The sequence below is a fragment of the Vibrio sp. Y10_XG_PY6 genome, from assembly GCF_024181795.1.
In the GTDB taxonomy this organism is placed as follows: domain Bacteria; phylum Pseudomonadota; class Gammaproteobacteria; order Enterobacterales; family Vibrionaceae; genus Vibrio; species Vibrio diabolicus.
In genome coordinates this window covers 1,297,138-1,315,785 of record NZ_JAMZAQ010000002.1, presented here as the reverse complement: position 1 = coordinate 1,315,785, position 18,648 = coordinate 1,297,138, and the positions used below count along the sequence as shown (strand labels likewise).

Sequence of the window (18,648 nt, the reverse complement as noted above, 5' to 3'; positions counted from 1 at the left end):
TCAGTTACATAAAAAGGAAATATAGAAATGACAACGCCGAGTTGGGATTTGTCCATCGTTTATAACGACCTTTCTGACCCACGAATTCAAGACGATATTGCTCTTGTGGAACAATGTATTGATCTTTTGAATAAACAATCAGCAGATTGCGGCAACGTAGAGATCATGCAAAATGCGATTTTGACCAATGAAGCCGCGAGTCGTTTAGCGGGCACAGTTGCAAATTTTGCGAGTTGTTATGCTTCTGTTGATGCAACAAACGCCGAAGCGAAATCGTTACTTGGTAAAATGACCCGCATCTTTTCGGAACTTTCTCAAGCGTTCAGTCCCTTTGATTTGACACTAACGCATGCCGACGAAGAGTTTATCTTGCGCGTGTTAGACCATGAGAATCCTGATATCAGTGGGCAAGCATTTTCTATCTTGAACTCCAGAAAGCTGGCGGATACTCGTCTTAGTAACGCCGAAGAACAGTTACTGGCTGCGATGAGTGTGGATGGTAAATCGGCTTGGGGTAACCTATACGATAACCTGACTGGCTCATTGAAAGTGAAGCTTGAGTACGCAGATGGTAAGAGTGAAGAGCTTGGGTTTTCTCAAGCGGCAAGCATCCTTTATGGGTCTGAATTTGAGCGTCAAGAAGCCGCGTGGCGAGGTGTACAAGATGCAATGCAAACGCACCAAGAATCATTCGCTGCAATTTTGAATGCGTTAGCAGGATGGCGTTTAACTGAAAACAAAAAGCGTTCGACGAAGCGTGAAGTTCACTTCCTAGAGCCGAGTTTGCATGGTAGCCGAATCCAAGCTGAAACTTTAAATGCGATGATGACAGTAGCCAAAGACAGTCGAGCTATTGGTCAGAAAGCGGGTTTATTGATGGCGAAAGTACATGGTCTGGATGAGATGAAACCTTGGAATCATCTGGCGGCTATGCCTGCTTTGAGCGGTGAAGCGAAGGTCTACGACTTTGATGAAGCGATTGATGTTATTTGTGAAGCATTTGAAACAGTAAACCCTGAGATGTCGGAGTTTGTCCGTTTGATGGTACAAAATGGTTGGATTGATGCCGCGCCAAATGCCAACAAGCGTCTCGGCGCATACTGCACAAAACTGCCAGCAACGCGAACACCACTTGTGTTTATGACTTGGAGTGGCAGTCGCTCAGACCTTATGACTCTTGCACATGAACTTGGCCATGCGTTCCATAACTGGGTTATTCGTGATTTGCCACTTTGCCAAACTTACTATCCAATGACGTTAGCAGAAACCGCCTCTATCTTTGCAGAAAACATCGTTCGTGATCATTTGATTTCGAAAGCGGAGAGCGTCGATGAAAAGCTCGAGATGTTGTGGGAAGAGTTGTCATCTGCGCTAGCTTTAATGCTCAACATTCCAGTTCGCTACGAGTTTGAGAAATCGTTCTATGAACGCCGCCAGGATGGAGAGTTAACCGCAGATGAATTCTGTGAGTTGATGTCTGAAACTTGGAAAGAATGGTATGGCGACGTAATGAGCGAGCCGGATCCGTACTTCTGGGCAAGCAAGCTGCACTTTTCTATCGATAGTGTGAGTTTTTATAACTACCCATACCTGTTTGGTTTCTTATTCAGCAAGGGTATTTATGCACAGCGAGAAACCAAAGGCGAAGCGTTTTACACCGATTACATCAATTTGCTGCGCGATACTGGCTGCATGATGGCGGAAGATGTTGTCGAAAAGCATCTATCGATGGATTTAACTCAACCAACGTTTTGGCAGCAGAGCGTTGAGCTAGTGCGTGAAAAAGTCGATGAGTTTGAGCGTTTACTCGCACAGCGCGGCTAAGTTTTTCGCAGTGTTGATGCATAATCTGCTTTATAGCTACAAAAATTTGATCAAATCATAATGATCTTAATCAGGGCTGTGGTAAAGTTCACAGCCCTAACACTTTGTAATTGTTTAAAAATTAAACGCCTCAATGCTTGATTTGAGTGCCTGGCGCGAAAAGGTATCGGATTTTCGAGGGAAATAGTGATTTCTACTCATAAGTGAGATCGCAGCAACAAAAATCCTTTGTACAATTTATTAACATACCCGCCGTGCTATTAAGGAGTAACGCATGACGAAGTCTCTCTTTCGCCAATCGTTTTTAACTGACACGTTAGATGTTCATATCGATGTTGCACCAGCGGAGCAGGTGCTTTCTAACGGTGTAAAACTTAAACTCTATCAGCGTGGTGTATTAGAAGTAATCCCTGCGAATTATACTCAGGATACGAAGAACATCATCATCTCTTGTGGGGTTCACGGAGATGAAACCGCACCGATGGAGCTGGTGGATTCCATTATTCAAGACATAGAATCTGGGTTCCAGACGGTCGATACCCGTTGTCTGTTCATTATCGCTCACCCAGAATCCACTCTGGCGCACACGCGATTCCTTGAAGAAAACCTCAACCGTCTGTTTGACGAAAAAGAACACAAGCAGACAAAAGAGCTTGTCATCGCCGATACGCTTAAGCTGCTTGTTCGAGATTTTTATCAGGATACCGACCCGACAACACGCTGGCACCTTGATTTACACTGCGCGATTAGAGGCTCGAAGCACTATACGTTTGCAGTAAGTCCTAAGACTCGTCATCCTGTGCGCAGTAAGGCATTGATCGATTTCTTGGACAGTGCGCACATTGAAGCTGTGCTCCTGTCAAACTCACCATCGAGCACGTTTAGCTGGTACAGTGCCGAGAACTTTGGTGCGCAGGCTCTGACGATGGAGCTTGGACGTGTGGCTCGTATTGGTGAAAATGACCTCGACAAATTGACTGCGTTTGATTTGTCTTTACGTAATTTGATTGCGGAAACGAAGCCAGAACACCTACCAAAACCATGCATTAAATATCGAGTAAGTCGCACAATCGTTCGCTTGAACAAAGATTTTGACTTTATGTTCGACGACAATGTTGAAAACTTCACTTCATTTGTTCACGGCGAAGTGTTTGGTCATGATGGCGACAAACCATTAATGGCGAAGAACGAAAACGAAGCGATTGTCTTCCCGAACCGTCATGTCGCAATAGGTCAACGTGCAGCTCTGATGGTTTGTGAAGTGAAAACCCGTTTTGAAGAGGGCGAGTTGGTTTACGATTAATCCAACATTGCTTTGAGAAGTTAATTGCAATTTACCGAGGCTTAACTGTAAGGTTAAGCCTCGTTTTTTTTTATCGGCCGCTATGGATTTTCAACAACTAATCCTGAACAAGGAACGACGCTGGCAACGTAACCTGATGGTTATGTCGCTCGTGCTCGCTGTACTCTCTGCCATCCACTTGATGGTCGGAGAAATTTTCCTTTCTCCTTTTCAATCTTTATCTGCATTTGAACATAAGCTATTGGTGGACTTACGTTTACCGAGGTTGGTGTCTGCGGCAATTATTGGTGCTGCGTTAGCGGTATCTGGCGCGACGTTACAAGTGTTGCTTGGGAACGTGTTGGCTGAACCCGGCGTGCTTGGTATATCTGGTGGTGCAAGCTTAGCAATGGTCTTAATCATGTTCGCGTCACCTGTTCTTCCTACCCCGATTGTTTTTATGTTGGCAGCGATTGCAGGCTCGATGGTATTCACGTTTGTTTTGGTGGCGATAGCAAGGGCAATGCACCTGACGACGGCTCGATTGCTTTTGGTTGGGGTCGCATTGGGTATTTTATCGAGCGCGATTGTGACGTGGGCTTTTTACTTTAGTGATGATCTTAGCTTACGCCAACTGATGTATTGGTTAATGGGCAGCATTGGTGGTGCAAGTTGGTATCAACATACCGTTACCTTGGTGATGCTGCCGGTGCTTATCTGGTTGTGTTGTAAAGGCAAGTCGCTTGATAAATTGATGCTTGGTGAGATTCATGCGACCCAATTGGGAGTCGATGTACATCAAATGCGTTGGAAACTGATCCTCGCCATTTCTGTTTTGGTGGGTAGTTCAGTCGCTTTGGGTGGCATCATCAGTTTTGTTGGTTTGGTGGTCCCGCACTTGTTGCGTTTGGCTTTTGGTACAGAAAACCGTTATTTATTGCCACTTTCTGCAATATCTGGCGCTGCGTTACTTGTATTTGCGGATATCGGCGCAAGGCTGTTATTGGACGCCGCAGAGCTACCTTTAGGTGTCATGACAACATCGATTGGCGCACCTATTTTCATCTGGATGCTGGTGAAGAGTCATGATGCACGTTAAACATATGTCGGTTGGTAGTCGATTATTGCCTCTTTCTTTTGAATGCAAAGCAGGCGAAATCGTACATGTCGTTGGGCCTAATGGTTCAGGTAAGAGTACTTTATTGGCTGCGATTTCTGGTACGTTAAGCTACCGAGGGGGTATGAGTGGTGAAGTGTACGTTGGCGACAAAAACTTGCTTACTTTACCGTTGTCAGAGCAAGCTCATGTTCGAGGTTATTTGTGTCAGCAATCACGCCCAGCGTTTAATGTTGATGTGTTTCAGTATCTCGCTTTATCTCTGCCAAGTGGTGCTGAGATTGCGGATATCAAAGTGCGTGATGCCGTCAATATGGTGGTGGAGCTGGTACAACTTCAAGATAAGCTTCATCGCAGTATTCAAACATTATCCGGTGGTGAGTGGCAACGTGTCCGATTAGCAGGCGTATGTTTGCAGGTGTGGCGTACCATTAATCCTTTTTCGCAGTTTTTAATTTTGGATGAGCCAGCAGCACCATTAGATATTGCGCAAGAGGGGCTGCTCTATCAATTGATTAACGCTATGGCGGCGCAGGGAATTGGAGTATTGGTTGCTAATCACGATCTCAATCGCACATTAAAGCACGCAGATAAAGTATTGCTGCTTAACAACGGTGTGCTGCACTCATCAGGAAATGCCGATACTGTGCTAACGGAAGAAGCGCTCGGGGAAGTGTTCAATACTCAAGTCAAAAAGGTCATCGTAGATGAGCAACCTTATTTAATCTTTGATTAGTATTTAGGGACAATAAAAAACGACCTACTTGAGGTCGTTTTTTTAATCGAGATAGCCAAACTCAACGTTTACTGAGTCAGCGGTTTTAGATCTGCTGGGCGGTAGTAAACTGATTTGAGTACTTTGCCTTTACGAATGGTTTTACCTTCCGATACGAAATCTTCGGCGCATTTCGCGATAATGTATTCACCTTTCTGCACCGCCATCAACTTGATGCCTTGTTCCGCGTAGAATGCTTCTGTTTCTGAGTACTCTTGCTCGTTACGGCATACTTTGCTCATGTTGCTTGAGTGCACTTCATCCCAGCAAGGAATAAATTCAATACCACGGTTTACTGCAACGTTTAATAGAAGATCAATTAAGTAGCTGATCGCTAGGTTGTCTTCTACTTTGCTGTGGCCAAGATGAACGAGACGGCCCATTAATACATACACGCTGTCTACGATGGCATCTGCTTGCTCAGTTTTACAATCTGCTTCTGCTAGCTCTGTTAGCTCTTCGATCGCCAAAGAGGTGTGTAGTGTATCTGCTTGTGCATCAAGGCTTGCAGCGTCTGCGACTGGTAAGTCGAACGTACTACGGAACTCGGTGATATCACGGTATAAGTGATCAAAAATCTCTTGGGTTAGCTTTGACAGTTGCATTCTAATTTCCATTGAATCGATTGAAGCGGCAATGATACCAAACCGCACTTTGAACCCCAAGGGCATTGAATCCAACTGGTGATAAATCTGCCTTTGGGTAATGGTAGTGCTTAACGAAATAGGTAAGGAAACAGCTTTTTACGTTCTTCCTCTGAAAGGGCGGAAACACGAGCGATGTTCGTATCGGGAATGGATTCAGGATCAGGATAGTGTTTTAGTACCTTTTCCATACTCTCTTCGCGAATCAAATGGAAGATCGGGTAAGGAGAACGATTGGTCAGGTTTTCGTCGTCTTCAGGCCTTGCGCCACCAAAACAGTAATCAGGATGGAAAGTTGCTACTTGGAAAACACCTTCCCAGTTTTGCTGCTTAATTAATCCTTCAACCCAATCGATACAAAAGTTGTAGTCCCAGAAATCTTGTAGCATGTTGGGAACCACAATCAACGTGGTCTCAAGTTGTTCGGGCTCTGTGTTACTCAGCTCAATCAGCTGCAATAAAATATCTTCAAGAAGCGCTGCTTCTTGAGTCGCTTCACTAACAAAGATTTTGATTTGTTTATTACGTTGCGGTTTGGCAGCAAACGGACAAAGGTTGAGTCCGATTACCACATCGTTGAGCCATTGATCGACCTGTTGAGTGATCGCTTCGATATCTGTGTTTTGTGTTGAACGCGTTGACATACGACTTTCTGGTTTTTATTAAAGTAGCGCAAGCATAGCAGAGTTGGTTATCCAAGTAACCAGAGAGGTATTACGCAAATGAGCGCAACTTAGCTACTCTTTAAACTCGCTGCGTCAGGTGTTTGGTCTGTATGCTTTCTTTCGGCAATGTGTTTCAAATACGCAATCGCAGCAAACATCGCTAGGTAGACGGCGCTTCCCCCTATAAGAACACTCGACCAACCACCATGTTGCCAACAATAAAGAAGTAAGAATCCTCCCAAACTACCGCCTACGTAGTAGTGTACTAAGTAGAGCGCTGTCGCGGTGGCTTTGGCACGAGTGGCATTCTGACCGACCCAACCGTAGGCGAGGGTATGAGTAAAGAAGGCACCAAAACTTATCAGCAACAATCCAACTAGCATTGCAGTCAAGCTTTCAACCGCAGCAATCCACATCCCCGTCATGCTCACTATCGCGCCCAAGAACATACCGAGGATTGAGGAATAACATTTACTCCAGTGGCCTGCACAACGAGAGGAGAAAGTCCCTCCCAAGTAACAAATAAAGATCAGTGAGGCCAACCCGACGGGCACATTGTGAGGTTCACTCACCAGACGGAAACCCATGACGGAGTAAAGGTTTACGAACAAAGCAAAGTTGAGTCCTCCTATCAGCATCGCGAACCACACGCGTTGGTTTTTAAAATGACCAATAAGCGCACGATTTTGATGGCGCAAACTGCTTGATGACGGGGTGAAGTTGCGCTGTGTTGGCAATAAATAGTGAACACCAATGACACCAAGAAGAGTGAACACCATCATAACTTCAATGGCGACATCAACACTGAAATTGTCCGCCAATAAGCCGCCGCTAATACGCCCTGCAATACCGCCTAATGAGTTAGCCGCAATGTACGTTCCAATTGCCATCGAGAAAGCGTGCTTGTCGAGCTCTTCTGCCATGTAAGCCACGGCGACCGCAGCAAAAGCCGCGAGCGCGACCCCGATCAGTGCTCGACATACCACCAAAAACAGGAATGAGTCACCAAACAGCATCAAAGCGGAAAGGGTAGGAATCGAAAACAGGCCGACCATCATAACTGGCTTTCGTCCCACTGATTCTGATAACACAGCCATTGGGACGAGGCTAAAAGAGAGAGCCAGTGTTGAGGCCGCAAATAGCCAGTTCACTTGTGTTTCTGAGATCGTGAAAATTTGGGCAAAAGTGGGCAGCATTGGCTGTAGTAGGTATAAATTTGAAAAAACCAAGAAGGAACCAAGCGCTAGCGAGAGCGTAATGCGTTTGTATTCCGGTGTGCCAAAACTGACCATGAATTCTGCCTAATGTGAGCAAATGGAGAGACTGTGATCAATCTATCAGTTCGTTGTAAATTAAAAAAATATATTAAAAATATGGACACCATATATTTTTGATCTAATGGAATCGAAACAACTTAAACATTTTCTGGCGGTCGCTGAACATGGAAACATTACCCATGCGGCGAAAGCCCTGCATATTGCCCAGCCCGCATTAAGCATTTCTATCAAAAAGTTTGAGCAGTCTTTGGGCGTTACCCTATTTCGCCGTGATGATAAAAAAATCAGCTTAACGAAAGAGGGCGAAACGCTACTTGTACATGCCAAGCGGGTGATTCAACAGTTGCACGACGCGCAGCTCGCGATTGATGAGTTGAAAGGTTTAGCGAAAGGCGAAGTACGACTCGGAACGCCATCAATGATGGGCAGTTATTTCTTTCCACGAATTGTGATGGCGTTTAAAAGCCAGTTCCCGGAGTTAAAATTGACCTTGGTCGAAGCTGGGACTCAATCGATTCGTCGTATGCTGCTTAATGGTCAACTTGATATCGGTGTGATCAGTTGTGATAACGTGCCTGATGACCTAGAAACTGACCATTTATTTACTAGCCAAATGGTCGCAGTTGTTTCACCTGAGCATGAGTTAGCCCAGCGAGACGCTCTTACTTTTGATGAGTTCTTTGAACACGATTTGGTTATGTTTCAGCATGGCTATTTTCACCGTGAATTTTTGGATCAGGTGAGTGAGGAGCATGGGTTTACCATGAAGTCATCATTCGAAACCAACTTACTGCCTTTGATTTTGAGTATTGTGAAACAAGAGTTTGCGATTACCGCGTTACTGGAATTGGTGACCCAACATGAGTCAGGCGTTGTTGGCGTGCCGTTTGAACCACCAGTGACGCTGGATCTGGCACTTGCTTGGCGCAAGCAGGGGTATTTATCAATAGCAGATCGAACGTTTATCGACTTTATCAAGCGCTACGTTTAAACGCAGCGCAGATTCATTGTTCGAGCACTAGTCGCCTTTGTACATCTTCTCGAAGTTCTTTGGGTTCCAGCCAATCATTACCCGATCACCAATTTTTAAAACTGGCACTGAACGAGCACCAAGCGCATCAAGTTCTTTGCGACCGCGTTGCATCTTAGCATTGCACAAACGATAGTTAATATTTTTCGAATCCAGATAACGTTGAGCATCTTTGCAGTGAGGGCATTTGTCTTTGACGTAAAGGACGACACGTTTCATTGAGTTTCTCTCCATTATCATTGGGAGGCGAAGTTTAACGGCCTTTCACCATAAATGAAAGGCGAAAGCTAAGGTGAAACTGTCCTTTATCTCAGGTATATTGAGCGCCTTTATTTTGTCATAACAGACGTTAATTCTATGCATCCGTCACTTCGATACATTCAAGGCTACCCACAAAACATCGTAGAGCAGGTGAGCTCATTGATAGCGAGTGGCAAGTTTGTTCCTTGGTTCGAAAAGCGTTATCCCGATAGGCACCAAATCAAAAGCGAGAAGGCGCTCTATGAGTACGCCATGGCAATCAAAAACCGCTACATGAAGAAAGCCGCGCCAATCAGTAAAGTTGTCTACGATAAGAAAATTCACGCGGTAAACAACGCGCTTGGTTTGCACAGTGTTATCAGTAGAAACCATGGCGGCAAGCTGAAGTCGAAAAACGAGATTCGCATTGCCAATGTATTTAAGGATGCGCCCGAGCCACTATTAAGAATGCTGGTGGTACATGAGTTGGCGCATACTCGTGAGAAAAACCACGACAAGGCGTTCTATCAGCTATGTTGCTACATGGAGCCTGAGTATCACCAACTCGAATTTGATGCTCGTTTGTTTATGATTTACCTCGATTTAAAAGCGAATTTGAATGAAGAACAATAATCACAACGCGAAGCAAGCAAAGCCAAAGACTTCAAAGGCGGCTCAGAATCAAGACGCGAATAAAGCCAAGCCGAAGCGTGTTAAAGACAAAGTTGCGCGCAAATCTCCGCAGCCTGCAGGAAAGAGCGAAGTCGAGTTTATTAAAATAGCGAAGAATGGCTTGCATGAGCGTAATGTTCATCAAGGTCGTTACGATTTTAAAAAACTTGTGGAAAGTGAACCACAGTTAAAGCCATTCGTTATCAAAAATCCGAAAGGGGAAGACTCCATAAACTTCTCTGATCCTAACGCTGTTAAAATGCTCAATAAAGCATTGCTTGCTGCGTATTATGGTATCGAGTTCTGGGACATTCCCGACACCTACCTTTGCCCACCGATTCCGGGCCGCGCTGATTACATTCACCGAGTGGCAGAGCTACTTGATGGTGAAGTAAAAGGTCAGTACACGCACCAAAAAGTGAAAGCGTTGGACATTGGCGTGGGAGCAAACTGTATTTATCCGATTGTTGGTGTAACAAAATACGGTTGGCACTATACGGGCAGCGATGTCGATCCAAAATCCATCCAATCGGCTCAAACGATCGTAGAGCACAATCGTGTTTTGACGGGAAAAATTGCACTAATACAGCAACACAATGATGCCAATATTTATCGAGGTATCATTCAACCGAATGATCGTTATGATGTGACGACATGTAATCCGCCATTCCACCGTTCGGCGGAAGATGCCGCTATGGGCAGCCAGCGTAAAATCGAGAATCTAAAAGCAAACCAGCGTAAGAAAGGGCTAAAACCTCAAACCGCACAAGTAAAGACAAGTAAGCCTGCGTTGAATTTTGGCGGTCAAAACGCTGAATTGTGGTGTGAAGGCGGAGAAGCGGCGTTTATCCGAAAAATGGCGAATGAAAGCCAAGCTTTTGCTGCGCAGGTCTTGTGGTTTACAACACTTATATCCAAAAAAGACAACGTTCGCCCGATGCGCAAGCAGCTTGAAAAATTGGGTGTGAAAGCCATTCGTGTGGTTGAAATGAGTCAAGGACAGAAAGTGAGCCGCTTTGTAGCTTGGTCATACATGGATAAACAACAGCGCAAAGCATGGATTGAACTAAAGTGACGTTGACCGTTTCACACTGAGCAATAAAGTAGAAAGCCCGCTGATATCAGCGGGCTTCTATTTTGGGAGATCTAAAACTTAATGATGGGCTCACAATCTAGTGAACTGAGAGAGACAAAAGTATCTGTTTTGGCATAGTACAAGCCACAGGTTTCACCTCTTATCTGCAACGTATATTGGTCTGGAAGATCCGTATAGCTGCCATCCAACAGTTGATTGTTGTTCCCTTTTACTCGTCCTTTTTCAATCAACAAATGCGGTGAGGATTCAAATACGTTATTTGCGATTCTAGGTGCTGGTGTCCCTTGGATTTCTGCGATCGCGTTTTGAATCTCTATGACTGTTTCCGGAGAGTTCTTTTTGCTCAATGCTTCAACGGGTTCTTGTGACATAGCTTGGCATCCTATCAAAGAAATCGAAGTGCCTAAGAAAAGCGCAACCCGAATCAGCATTCGTAAAAAGTTAGTTGATCTCAACATGAATTGCCTCTGTTCGTAGCGGAGAGCGAAGATCGCTTAACTCCGGAGATGAAATGTTACGCGGCATGGCATTGAAACTTGAAGAGGAGACTGGCGGACAGGTTCCAGTTTCCATGTAGTTTAGTGCCGCAGAAAGCATACCTTCAGACGGATCGCCTAATGGTTTTGTTAGGTCGTCATTGACCCAGCAACCTTCCACTCTATTGTTTAAGCCTAGCTCGGTATTGATTTGGCTCTTTGGAGTAGGAATAAAACCATCAGAGAAGTCGCCAAATTTTTTCTCGTTCGCTGACTTGAACTGAATAGTGTAGTACATAGTGCCGCAGTTTTGTTCTGCTGAGAACCCATACGGTTTACCTGTGGTTGTTGAGCCTATTTGGATAACCTCAACATCAATGCCGCGCAAAGCGTTGATCAACAGTTCACTTGAGGAAGCCGTGCCTCCTGAAGTCAGCACATATACGCGCTTTTTGTTCAGTGTCGGCAGCACTTGGTCCGAATACTTTTGTGCTGCCCAGTCTATTGCTAGATTCGTAAAGCGATAGATGTTATCCCCATCTTTAATGGTACGCATCACTTTGTCGTTGTGAATCAACTCACTGAAGACTCGGTTCTGACCAGCACCGCTTAGCATGTAGCCTACTTGCGAGGACTGAAGTACTAAGCCACCGCCGTTGTAACGTAAATCAACGACGATCTCGTCAACATTCTCTGCCGAGAGCGTACTGAACGCCTCAATAAGTGGGGCTTGAGCGCTTGGTTCAAATGAGTTGTATTGTAGATAGCCGATCTGCATACCATTGTGTGCGATCACTTTGGCATTTTTAACTGGAGAAGTCATGACATCAGAGGCGGTAAGCGTCACGGTTTTCTCTAGGCCGTCAACACTCTCAAATGTGAAGGTGTAATCTTGATTGATGTCAGGGTTAAATAGAGTTTTATTAATAAAATCAATGTCGGACTGACTACCGGTGTTAACAACATCAATATTATTGATTTTTAGAAGCTTATCACCGCGAGCAATGCCGTTTCTATCAGCTGGAGAAGCTTCTTCAGTATAGGAGATACGAACGTCTCTAGGTTGTACGCCACGTAGGAATGCCCAGTTAAAACCAAACCCAGCGACTAAACCAGATTGCGATGACTTCATATCATCTTCATAAGGGACGGTAAAGTGGAAGCGATCTTTCGGTTTACCAGTCGTGGTAGTAGCAGAGGTGACCAATGTGTTGAAGTAATCCGTCACGGTTTTGTAGTTTGCTGGATTATTATCAGGAACTTCGTCATACCAAAGGTAAGTTTCGTTAGTAAAAGCTCTTAAAAAGAGTTTTTCGTGTAAAGCAGAACCTAATTTATCTGGATAGGCGGCATAATTGTTATATGGGTCTCGACCCACTCGTGGGGTTTCACATTGGTTGACAAACGAGCTTGATGGTTGGCTAAAATCACCGGCTTTCCATGTTGGCCCGGTTGCGCTGCTAGTTGATGGAGTAGATGAATCATCACCGCCGCCACCGCCACAACCTTGTAATAATGCGAGAGTGACTGCCGTTGCTAAAGAATACTTAAATTTCACTTTTCTATGTCCTTATAAATAATAGAATTATAATTATCTGTTTTGCTTTTGTTTTTATTAGCTAGGTGAATGTATTAATTTAATTCGTTCGTCTGCAAATTTATATTTAAAGAGTGTGAGGTAAATAACGTAAAAATGGTTGTCTTTTATTCTTAAAAATCCATTAGTTATTCCTTAAGTTCCTTAGCAGTTTCAACGTAATAATAAGGAAAAAAACAAAGATGAAATGGAGGGTTCTCTTTGTCGACTAATTGTTGTTTGCTAAATAGAAAGTAAGTTTTGGGTCGGGAAATTCTATTTATTAGAGATTTAGCAGGAATAAATGATGCATTCTAGGTTTGGAGTGAATCTTTAATCTGATGTTTTAATTTATTTTAGTCAATTGGGCGACGTGCTTTAACAGGCTTCCATCAATATCCGGTAAGTCATCTGCGAAAAATATCTGAGCGCCAGGAGTACAGCGCATTAATATATTTGTTAGTTCACCTTCGTTGTTGGAAGTGTTAACTGCGTTAAGTTTCGCTAATTTATTACAAAGCTCGTCCTCTATTTGCACTTTTTGCTCTTCGGTGAGCCTAATACGACCCACACACACACCTGGGTTGATGTTATGAGAAAGCGACTCTTGTTGAAATCGCTCTTTGAATAAGGTGTCCAATGCGGTACCTTCTTCCATAATAAATCGACGACCAGAACGGTAAAACAAGCCGTCTCCGAAGTTTTCGACATATCCTAGAATTTCCGCGATACGCAAATAGAATCGTAAGCTTGTATCAGAAAGTCCGTAAGTATGGGCTATCTCTTGCGGTTTAATATCACGAGAAGTCAGCATATAAATAAAATCAAGTAAATAAGGATGCTCAACGAAAAGGGCGCTCTCTTCATCTGTTAGCATTTGCTCGTTTTGGTGCTGGAGCTCGTTGGCTAAGGTTGCGAGTTCGATGAGATCGGTATTCAGGTAGTTCAGATAAACAAGTACTTTATCCAAACCTAAAGCAGGATTATGTAGGTGGCGTTTAATACTAGATAGAGGGATGCCACTTTTCTCTGACAAGGAATTGTAGCAAAGCCCTTCTTCTTTAATCTTTTGTCGTAGCGCTGCGAGTAAAAACTTTGGTCCAACATTCATCCTTGAATATCACCTTATTCGTTATTCCGTTTACTGGCTGATATTTTGCCTTTCAAGCAGTAGGTTTCGAATCGCTGTGCCTGCTTCTAGAATGTGTTTTTTCAGCAGATACTTGGCGCCTTCTATATCGCGATTTTGGCACATTTCAAACAAGCTTAAGTGCTCTTCTTCTGCCTTTTTAATGCCTGTTGTGAACAATAGCTGCATACGTATGTATCGGTCACACTTTGTGTTCAAGTTGTAAATGACGTCCATAGTTTCAGGCATGTTGGCTGGCGCATATAGGGCTTTGTGGAACTCGTAGTTGTAGTTGCTCCATTCTTCTACTTCGTCGCCACTGTTCACTACTGACTCGAAACGTTCGCGAACTTCGCGCGCCCGTTCAAGGTCAGCGTCTGTCATATTTTGAATCGCACGCTCTAAAATGTGGCATTCCACGACAGCGCGCAGTTCAAATAGCTCATTGATTTTCTCTGGAGATAGCTCAGTGACCGTCGCACCTTTGTGAGGTTCAAAGCTAACGAGTCCTTGTGCTTCCAATTGAACTAACGCTTCACGCACAGGAATTCGGCTAACATTAAACTCTTTTGCTAACGCATCTTGACGTAAAGGTTGACCAGTTTTTAACTCGCCCTTCAAGATCTGAGTTCGAATTGCTTCCTCAACGAGCTGAGTGCGCGTTTTAAAAACAGGTTTCTGTGACATTGAAGTCTCCCGTTAAATTAATATTGTATCCAATCCATTTTACTTTAGTAGTTTATTGTTTTTCTGACACAAACCAACTAGGAAAGAAGGTTTTGAGAAGTAGAGTGAAATAAAAGGCATCAGTTGATGCCTTTTTGAGCCATTTGGTGAGCTTATTGGGACACTCTGCCATCTATGGCGCGTTGAATACCCAGTGGGTTTGACGCTTTTAATGAATCTGGTAATAAAGATTCTGGCAAAGCTTGATAAGCGACCGGACGCAACCAACGATGAATAGCCTCCGCTCCGACAGATGTTGAGGCAGAATTGGTTGAAGCAGGATATGGTCCACCATGAACCATAGCGTAACCAACCTCGACGCCAGTTGGCCAACCGTTGAATACAATGCGTCCCGCGATTTCTTCCAAACTTGGAAGCAGTTGTTTCGCTTGTTCTTCGTCTTCAGCGGTAGCGTGAAGGGTTGCGGTGAGCGAGCCAGTCAGTGAATCACTCAGTTTCAACATGTCATCGAAATCTTCACAGATTACGATTAACGATTGAGGACCAAATATTTCTTCCTCCCATTGTGGGTTTTTACGCCAGTTTTTACTGTCCGTCACGAACAGTACTGGTGCGACATTGGCCACTTCTGCTTGTTCAGAGCGAGTTACATTAATGCCCATTTCGGAAGCTCGCTTGTTAACTTCTGATTCATACGTTTCTCGGATTCCTTGCGTTAGCAAAGTGGCCGTTGATTGTTGTCGAATTAACCCTTGAGCAGTTTCGATAAAGGCTTGCGTTTCTGGGCTATTCAAGACAAATACAACGCCTGGTTTTGTACAAAATTGTCCACAGCCCAAAGTCATAGAAGCCACAAACTCTTCAGCCAATGATGCGTTTGCTCGTATGGCTGAAGGGAGAATAAATGTTGGGTTAATCGCCCCTAGTTCGCCATAGAAGGGGATTGGCTCTGGTCTTTGCTGAGCTAGGTTAAACAGCGCACGGCCACCACCGACTGAGCCTGTAAAACCAACCCCTTTAATTTTTGGATGGGTAACGAGTGCTTGGCCAAGTGCGCGTTTGTTGCCTTGCAATAGCGTGAAGATGGCTTGCGGTAAGCACTCTTTCTCAAGTGCAGCCTCAATACACTCAGCAACAAGTTGACTGGTGCCAGGGTGGGCGGTATGGCCTTTTACAATCACAGGACAGCCAGCTGCCAGTGCCGAAGCCGTATCACCACCTGCAGTAGAAAATGCGAGCGGAAAATTAGACGCACCAAACACGGCGACAGGGCCAATTGCGATTTGCTGACGACGAATATCTGGTTTCGGCAGTGGTTGACGGTTTGGGTTTGGCGTATCGAAAATTGCTTGATGGTGATTACCCGAGCTCACAACCTCGGCAAATAGTCGTAATTGGTTGGCGGTACGTCCTATTTCACCGCTTAAACGTGCTTCGGGAAGGGCAGTTTCTAAATGAGCACGAGCAACGATTTCTTCACTCTTCTTTTCCAATTCAGAGGCGATAGAGCAAAGTAAGCTCGCTCGCTTTGCATTGCTTAGTTGGCGAAACTCACGCGCAACGCTTTGGGCGGCTGAGGCTGCTTGATTAACTTCTTGCTCCCCATGCACCGGAAACTCTGTGGGTAGAGGCTCACCAGTAAAGGCGTTGACTGCGTAAAAAGTGGTTGGTTCTTGTGGGTTCATCATTCTTCCTTACTATCCTTATTACTTTACTTCAAATCCGTACGCATATGGGTCTTCATCGTCTACCCATATCGTGTTGTGACCGTATACTTGTGCCCATCCTTCAATACTTGGCAAAATAGCGGCTTTGCCATTCACTTCGGTAATGCCTTCTATACGTCCTTGAAATAGGCTGCCGATGATACTTTCGTGAACAAAGTCTTCCCCTTGAATGAGTTTGCCTCTTGCATGCCATTGCGCCATACGTGCACTTGTGCCCGTACCACATGGCGAACGATCCAACGCTTTGTCGCCGTAAAACACAGCATTTCGAGCGGTGGCGTTTTCTTGAGTGGGCTCTCCGGTCCATAGCACGTGAGAAACACCGCATACTGTTGGATCTTCTGGATGTACGCACTCAACCGCTCGAGATACCGCTTCGCGAACTTTTGGTGAAAGCATCAAAATTTCATCTGGAGAGTAGTGTTCAAGTCCGGCGTAGTTTTCTTGAGGGTCGACGATTACGTAATAGTTTCCGCCATAAGCAACATCGACAGTGAGCTCACCTAAGCCCTCTATGTCCACAGTTACGTCTTGGTGGGCAAGGTAAGCTGGTACGTTAAATATCTTCACCGACGTGACCTCGTCACCTTTTGTTTGGTAGTGCACTTCGATTTGTCCTGCTGGGACATCAAGTATCAAACGACCTTCTTTTTTGGGAGTGATAAGGCGATTCTCGATAGCGGTGGTGACGGTTCCAATGGTGCCGTGGCCACACATTGGTAAGCAGCCACTGGTTTCAATAAACAGAATAGAAGCGTCTGCGTTATCACTGCAAGGAGGCAAGACAACTGACCCCGACATCATTGAGTGGCCGCGAGGCTCAAACATGAGTGCCTGGCGAATCCAATCATAATGCTCAAGAAAGTATTGGCGCTTTTCGCTCATGGTATTGCCTTCGAGTGGAGGCACACCGCCTGCTACCAGCCTAACTGGGTTGCCGCAGGTGTGGGCATCAATACAGAAAAAAGTTCCTTGTCTCATTTTTCGCTCCTTGCTGAAAAAATGGTTGAATTAAACAATAGCGATGTTAACGTAATGTAAAATATATTGTATACAATCTACGTTTTCAAGTGTGACTCGGAGCATATTTATGTTGGTCAAGGATGAAACTAAAAAGGAAAGGATCGCTGTGATAGGTGCGGGGATTATTGGCTTATCAATTGGTTTGAAATTGCAGCAGCAAGGTTATCAAGTCACGATTTTTGATCCCAATGGCGTGGGGAATGGATGCTCTAAGGGAAATGCAGGTCATATCGCGACTGAGCAAATCTTCCCTCTTGCAACGCCAGCGCTGCTTCCGCAATTACCTAAAATGCTGCTAGATTCCAAAAGTCCGGTTTCGATCCGTTGGCAAGATATTCCAAACACAATCGGGTGGATGATTCGTTTTCTATTACAAACAAAGCCATCAGCCGCGGAGCGGGCAAAAAACGCGATTAAGAGTCTTAACGAGCGGTCAGTGGCAAGTTGGCGTGGCGTGCTTGATTCAATCGGAAAAGCGCATCTAATAAAAATGAATGGTTCATTGCTCACTTTTGAAAACGAGAAACTGTTTCAGAATTATCAAAGCACGCTTAACTCACTGGCTAAAAACGGTGTGGCGTATCAAGTTTGGACACAAGAGGCGATTCGAGAGCGGATACCTGATCTCAGCCATAAGGTTCGTGTCGGTGTCTTTTTTCCCGATACAGGTCATACGCTAGACCCCTATCAGCTCTGTGTTGAGCTAAGTGAAGCTTTTGAAGTTCTTGGCGGTAAGGTTTTACAAAAAGGTGTATCTGCGTTGGCGAAAAATTGTGATGTGTTGGTTGAGTCTCAAACACATTCATTTGACCGAATCATTGTTGCCGCTGGTGTACATTCTAAGCCTTTGATACGGCAACTAACCGGAATCAAAGTGCCTATTCAAGCCGAGCGCGGTTATCACCTAATGGTGGGTGACAAGCGTGATGTATTGCCATTTCCTATTAGCTCTGCCGATAGAAAATTCATCATGACTCCTATGTCAGGTGGGTTACGCTTGGCAGGCACTGTTGAGTATGCCGATGTAGAATCACCACCCAATATGAAACGTTCAGAAATGCTTTTTCAGTTAGGTGACGAGATGTTTGAGTCGGGGTTAGATCCACTCAAGCAAGGAGAAAAGTGGATGGGGAATCGGCCTTCAACAGTCGACTCGTTACCGGTTATTGATAGTATTTGGGATGGAAATGTATTACTGGCATTTGGCCACCAACATCTTGGATTAACTCAAGCGGCGATTACGGCAGATCTCCTTTTAGAGCTTATCGAAGGAAAGCCGACATCGATTGATCTTTCACCTTTTTCATTACAACGATTTGCCTGAAAAATTTAATATTAAATATTGTATAAAATATATTAAATGCTAATGTTAACTTAATTTTAACAAAAACTGGTATCCAACAGCCGT

At 44.6% G+C, this 18,648-nt stretch carries 18 protein-coding genes; 8 read left to right on the top strand and 10 right to left on the bottom strand.

Annotation, left to right across the window (positions count from 1 at the left end; translation table 11 throughout):
• The first annotated feature begins 27 nt into the window (after positions 1–27).
• From NL644_RS14435 to btuD, 4 genes are all read left to right on the top strand, one after another.
• Positions 28–1,824 (top strand): M3 family oligoendopeptidase, encoded by a 1,797-nt coding sequence (locus tag NL644_RS14435; protein WP_253658561.1) that lies wholly within the window; start codon positions 28–30, stop codon positions 1,822–1,824.
• Between the two features lie 274 nt (positions 1,825–2,098).
• Positions 2,099–3,127 (top strand): succinylglutamate desuccinylase, encoded by a 1,029-nt coding sequence (locus NL644_RS14430; RefSeq protein WP_253658560.1) that lies wholly within the window; start codon positions 2,099–2,101, stop codon positions 3,125–3,127.
• 82 nt (positions 3,128–3,209) lie between these two features.
• Entirely contained in the window at positions 3,210–4,205 is a 996-nt protein-coding gene (gene btuC / locus NL644_RS14425) for a vitamin B12 ABC transporter permease BtuC (RefSeq protein WP_253658559.1), read from the top strand.
• Positions 4,192–4,959, top strand: a complete 768-nt coding sequence (btuD, locus tag NL644_RS14420; protein WP_253658558.1) for a vitamin B12 ABC transporter ATP-binding protein BtuD — start codon at positions 4,192–4,194, stop codon at positions 4,957–4,959. Before btuC ends, btuD begins: the two co-directional genes overlap by 14 nt.
• A 68-nt stretch (positions 4,960–5,027) precedes the next feature.
• Here the strand turns inward: btuD and NL644_RS14415 are convergent, their stop codons facing one another.
• The 3 genes from NL644_RS14415 to NL644_RS14405 form a co-directional block, all read right to left on the bottom strand.
• The gene (locus NL644_RS14415) at positions 5,028–5,603 is read right to left on the bottom strand and encodes a nucleoside triphosphate pyrophosphohydrolase family protein (protein ID WP_005397767.1); all 576 of its coding nucleotides are present in this window, start codon (positions 5,601–5,603) and stop codon (positions 5,028–5,030) included.
• A gap of 110 nt (positions 5,604–5,713) precedes the next feature.
• Positions 5,714–6,286: a DUF1415 domain-containing protein gene (locus NL644_RS14410; protein WP_253658557.1), complete on the bottom strand. Its 573-nt coding sequence runs from the start codon at positions 6,284–6,286 to the stop codon at positions 5,714–5,716.
• Positions 6,287–6,375: 89 nt separating this feature from the next.
• Complete coding sequence (locus NL644_RS14405; RefSeq protein WP_253658556.1) at positions 6,376–7,599, bottom strand: MFS transporter; 1,224 nt, start codon at positions 7,597–7,599, stop codon at positions 6,376–6,378.
• A gap of 106 nt (positions 7,600–7,705) precedes the next feature.
• Here NL644_RS14405 and NL644_RS14400 point away from each other — a divergent pair, with 106 nt between their 5' ends.
• Entirely contained in the window at positions 7,706–8,575 is an 870-nt protein-coding gene (locus NL644_RS14400; RefSeq protein WP_136976270.1) for a LysR family transcriptional regulator, read from the top strand.
• Positions 8,576–8,602: 27 nt separating this feature from the next.
• On the opposite strand, the gene NL644_RS14395 is transcribed toward NL644_RS14400, so the two are convergent.
• Positions 8,603–8,833 carry a glutaredoxin family protein gene (locus NL644_RS14395; protein ID WP_005377871.1) on the bottom strand — a complete coding sequence of 77 codons (231 nt, stop codon included), beginning with the start codon at positions 8,831–8,833 and terminating at the stop codon, positions 8,603–8,605.
• A gap of 138 nt (positions 8,834–8,971) precedes the next feature.
• On the opposite strand from NL644_RS14395, the gene NL644_RS14390 reads away from it, so the two are divergent.
• Positions 8,972–9,487: a M48 family metallopeptidase gene (locus tag NL644_RS14390; RefSeq protein ID WP_054867354.1), complete on the top strand. Its 516-nt coding sequence runs from the start codon at positions 8,972–8,974 to the stop codon at positions 9,485–9,487.
• Positions 9,474–10,601: a 23S rRNA (adenine(1618)-N(6))-methyltransferase RlmF gene (gene rlmF, locus NL644_RS14385; protein WP_253658555.1), complete on the top strand. Its 1,128-nt coding sequence runs from the start codon at positions 9,474–9,476 to the stop codon at positions 10,599–10,601. The genes NL644_RS14390 and rlmF overlap by 14 nt, the downstream gene beginning before the upstream one ends.
• Positions 10,602–10,672: 71 nt before the next feature.
• On the opposite strand, the gene NL644_RS14380 is transcribed toward rlmF, so the two are convergent.
• The 6 genes from NL644_RS14380 to NL644_RS14355 all read right to left on the bottom strand — a co-directional run bounded on the left by NL644_RS14380 (position 10,673) and on the right by NL644_RS14355 (position 17,198).
• On the bottom strand, positions 10,673–10,993 hold the full coding sequence (locus NL644_RS14380; RefSeq protein WP_005397755.1) for a hypothetical protein: 321 nt from the start codon (positions 10,991–10,993) through the stop codon (positions 10,673–10,675).
• Positions 10,994–11,063: 70 nt separating this feature from the next.
• Entirely contained in the window at positions 11,064–12,656 is a 1,593-nt protein-coding gene (locus NL644_RS14375; RefSeq protein WP_170902105.1) for a S41 family peptidase, read from the bottom strand.
• Between the two features lie 364 nt (positions 12,657–13,020).
• Entirely contained in the window at positions 13,021–13,785 is a 765-nt protein-coding gene (locus NL644_RS14370) for a transcriptional regulator (RefSeq protein ID WP_139060185.1), read from the bottom strand.
• Positions 13,786–13,815: 30 nt separating this feature from the next.
• Positions 13,816–14,490 (bottom strand): GntR family transcriptional regulator, encoded by a 675-nt coding sequence (locus tag NL644_RS14365; protein ID WP_005377862.1) that lies wholly within the window; start codon positions 14,488–14,490, stop codon positions 13,816–13,818.
• Between the two features lie 152 nt (positions 14,491–14,642).
• A complete protein-coding gene (locus tag NL644_RS14360) occupies positions 14,643–16,175 on the bottom strand; it encodes an aldehyde dehydrogenase (NADP(+)) (protein WP_253658554.1) in 1,533 nt (510 codons plus the stop codon).
• A 21-nt stretch (positions 16,176–16,196) separates the two neighbouring features.
• A complete protein-coding gene (locus tag NL644_RS14355; RefSeq protein ID WP_253658553.1) occupies positions 16,197–17,198 on the bottom strand; it encodes a 4-hydroxyproline epimerase in 1,002 nt (333 codons plus the stop codon).
• Positions 17,199–17,307: 109 nt separating this feature from the next.
• On the opposite strand from NL644_RS14355, the gene NL644_RS14350 reads away from it, so the two are divergent.
• Positions 17,308–18,564 (top strand): FAD-binding oxidoreductase, encoded by a 1,257-nt coding sequence (locus NL644_RS14350; RefSeq protein WP_253658552.1) that lies wholly within the window; start codon positions 17,308–17,310, stop codon positions 18,562–18,564.
• The last annotated feature ends 84 nt before the right edge of the window (positions 18,565–18,648 follow it).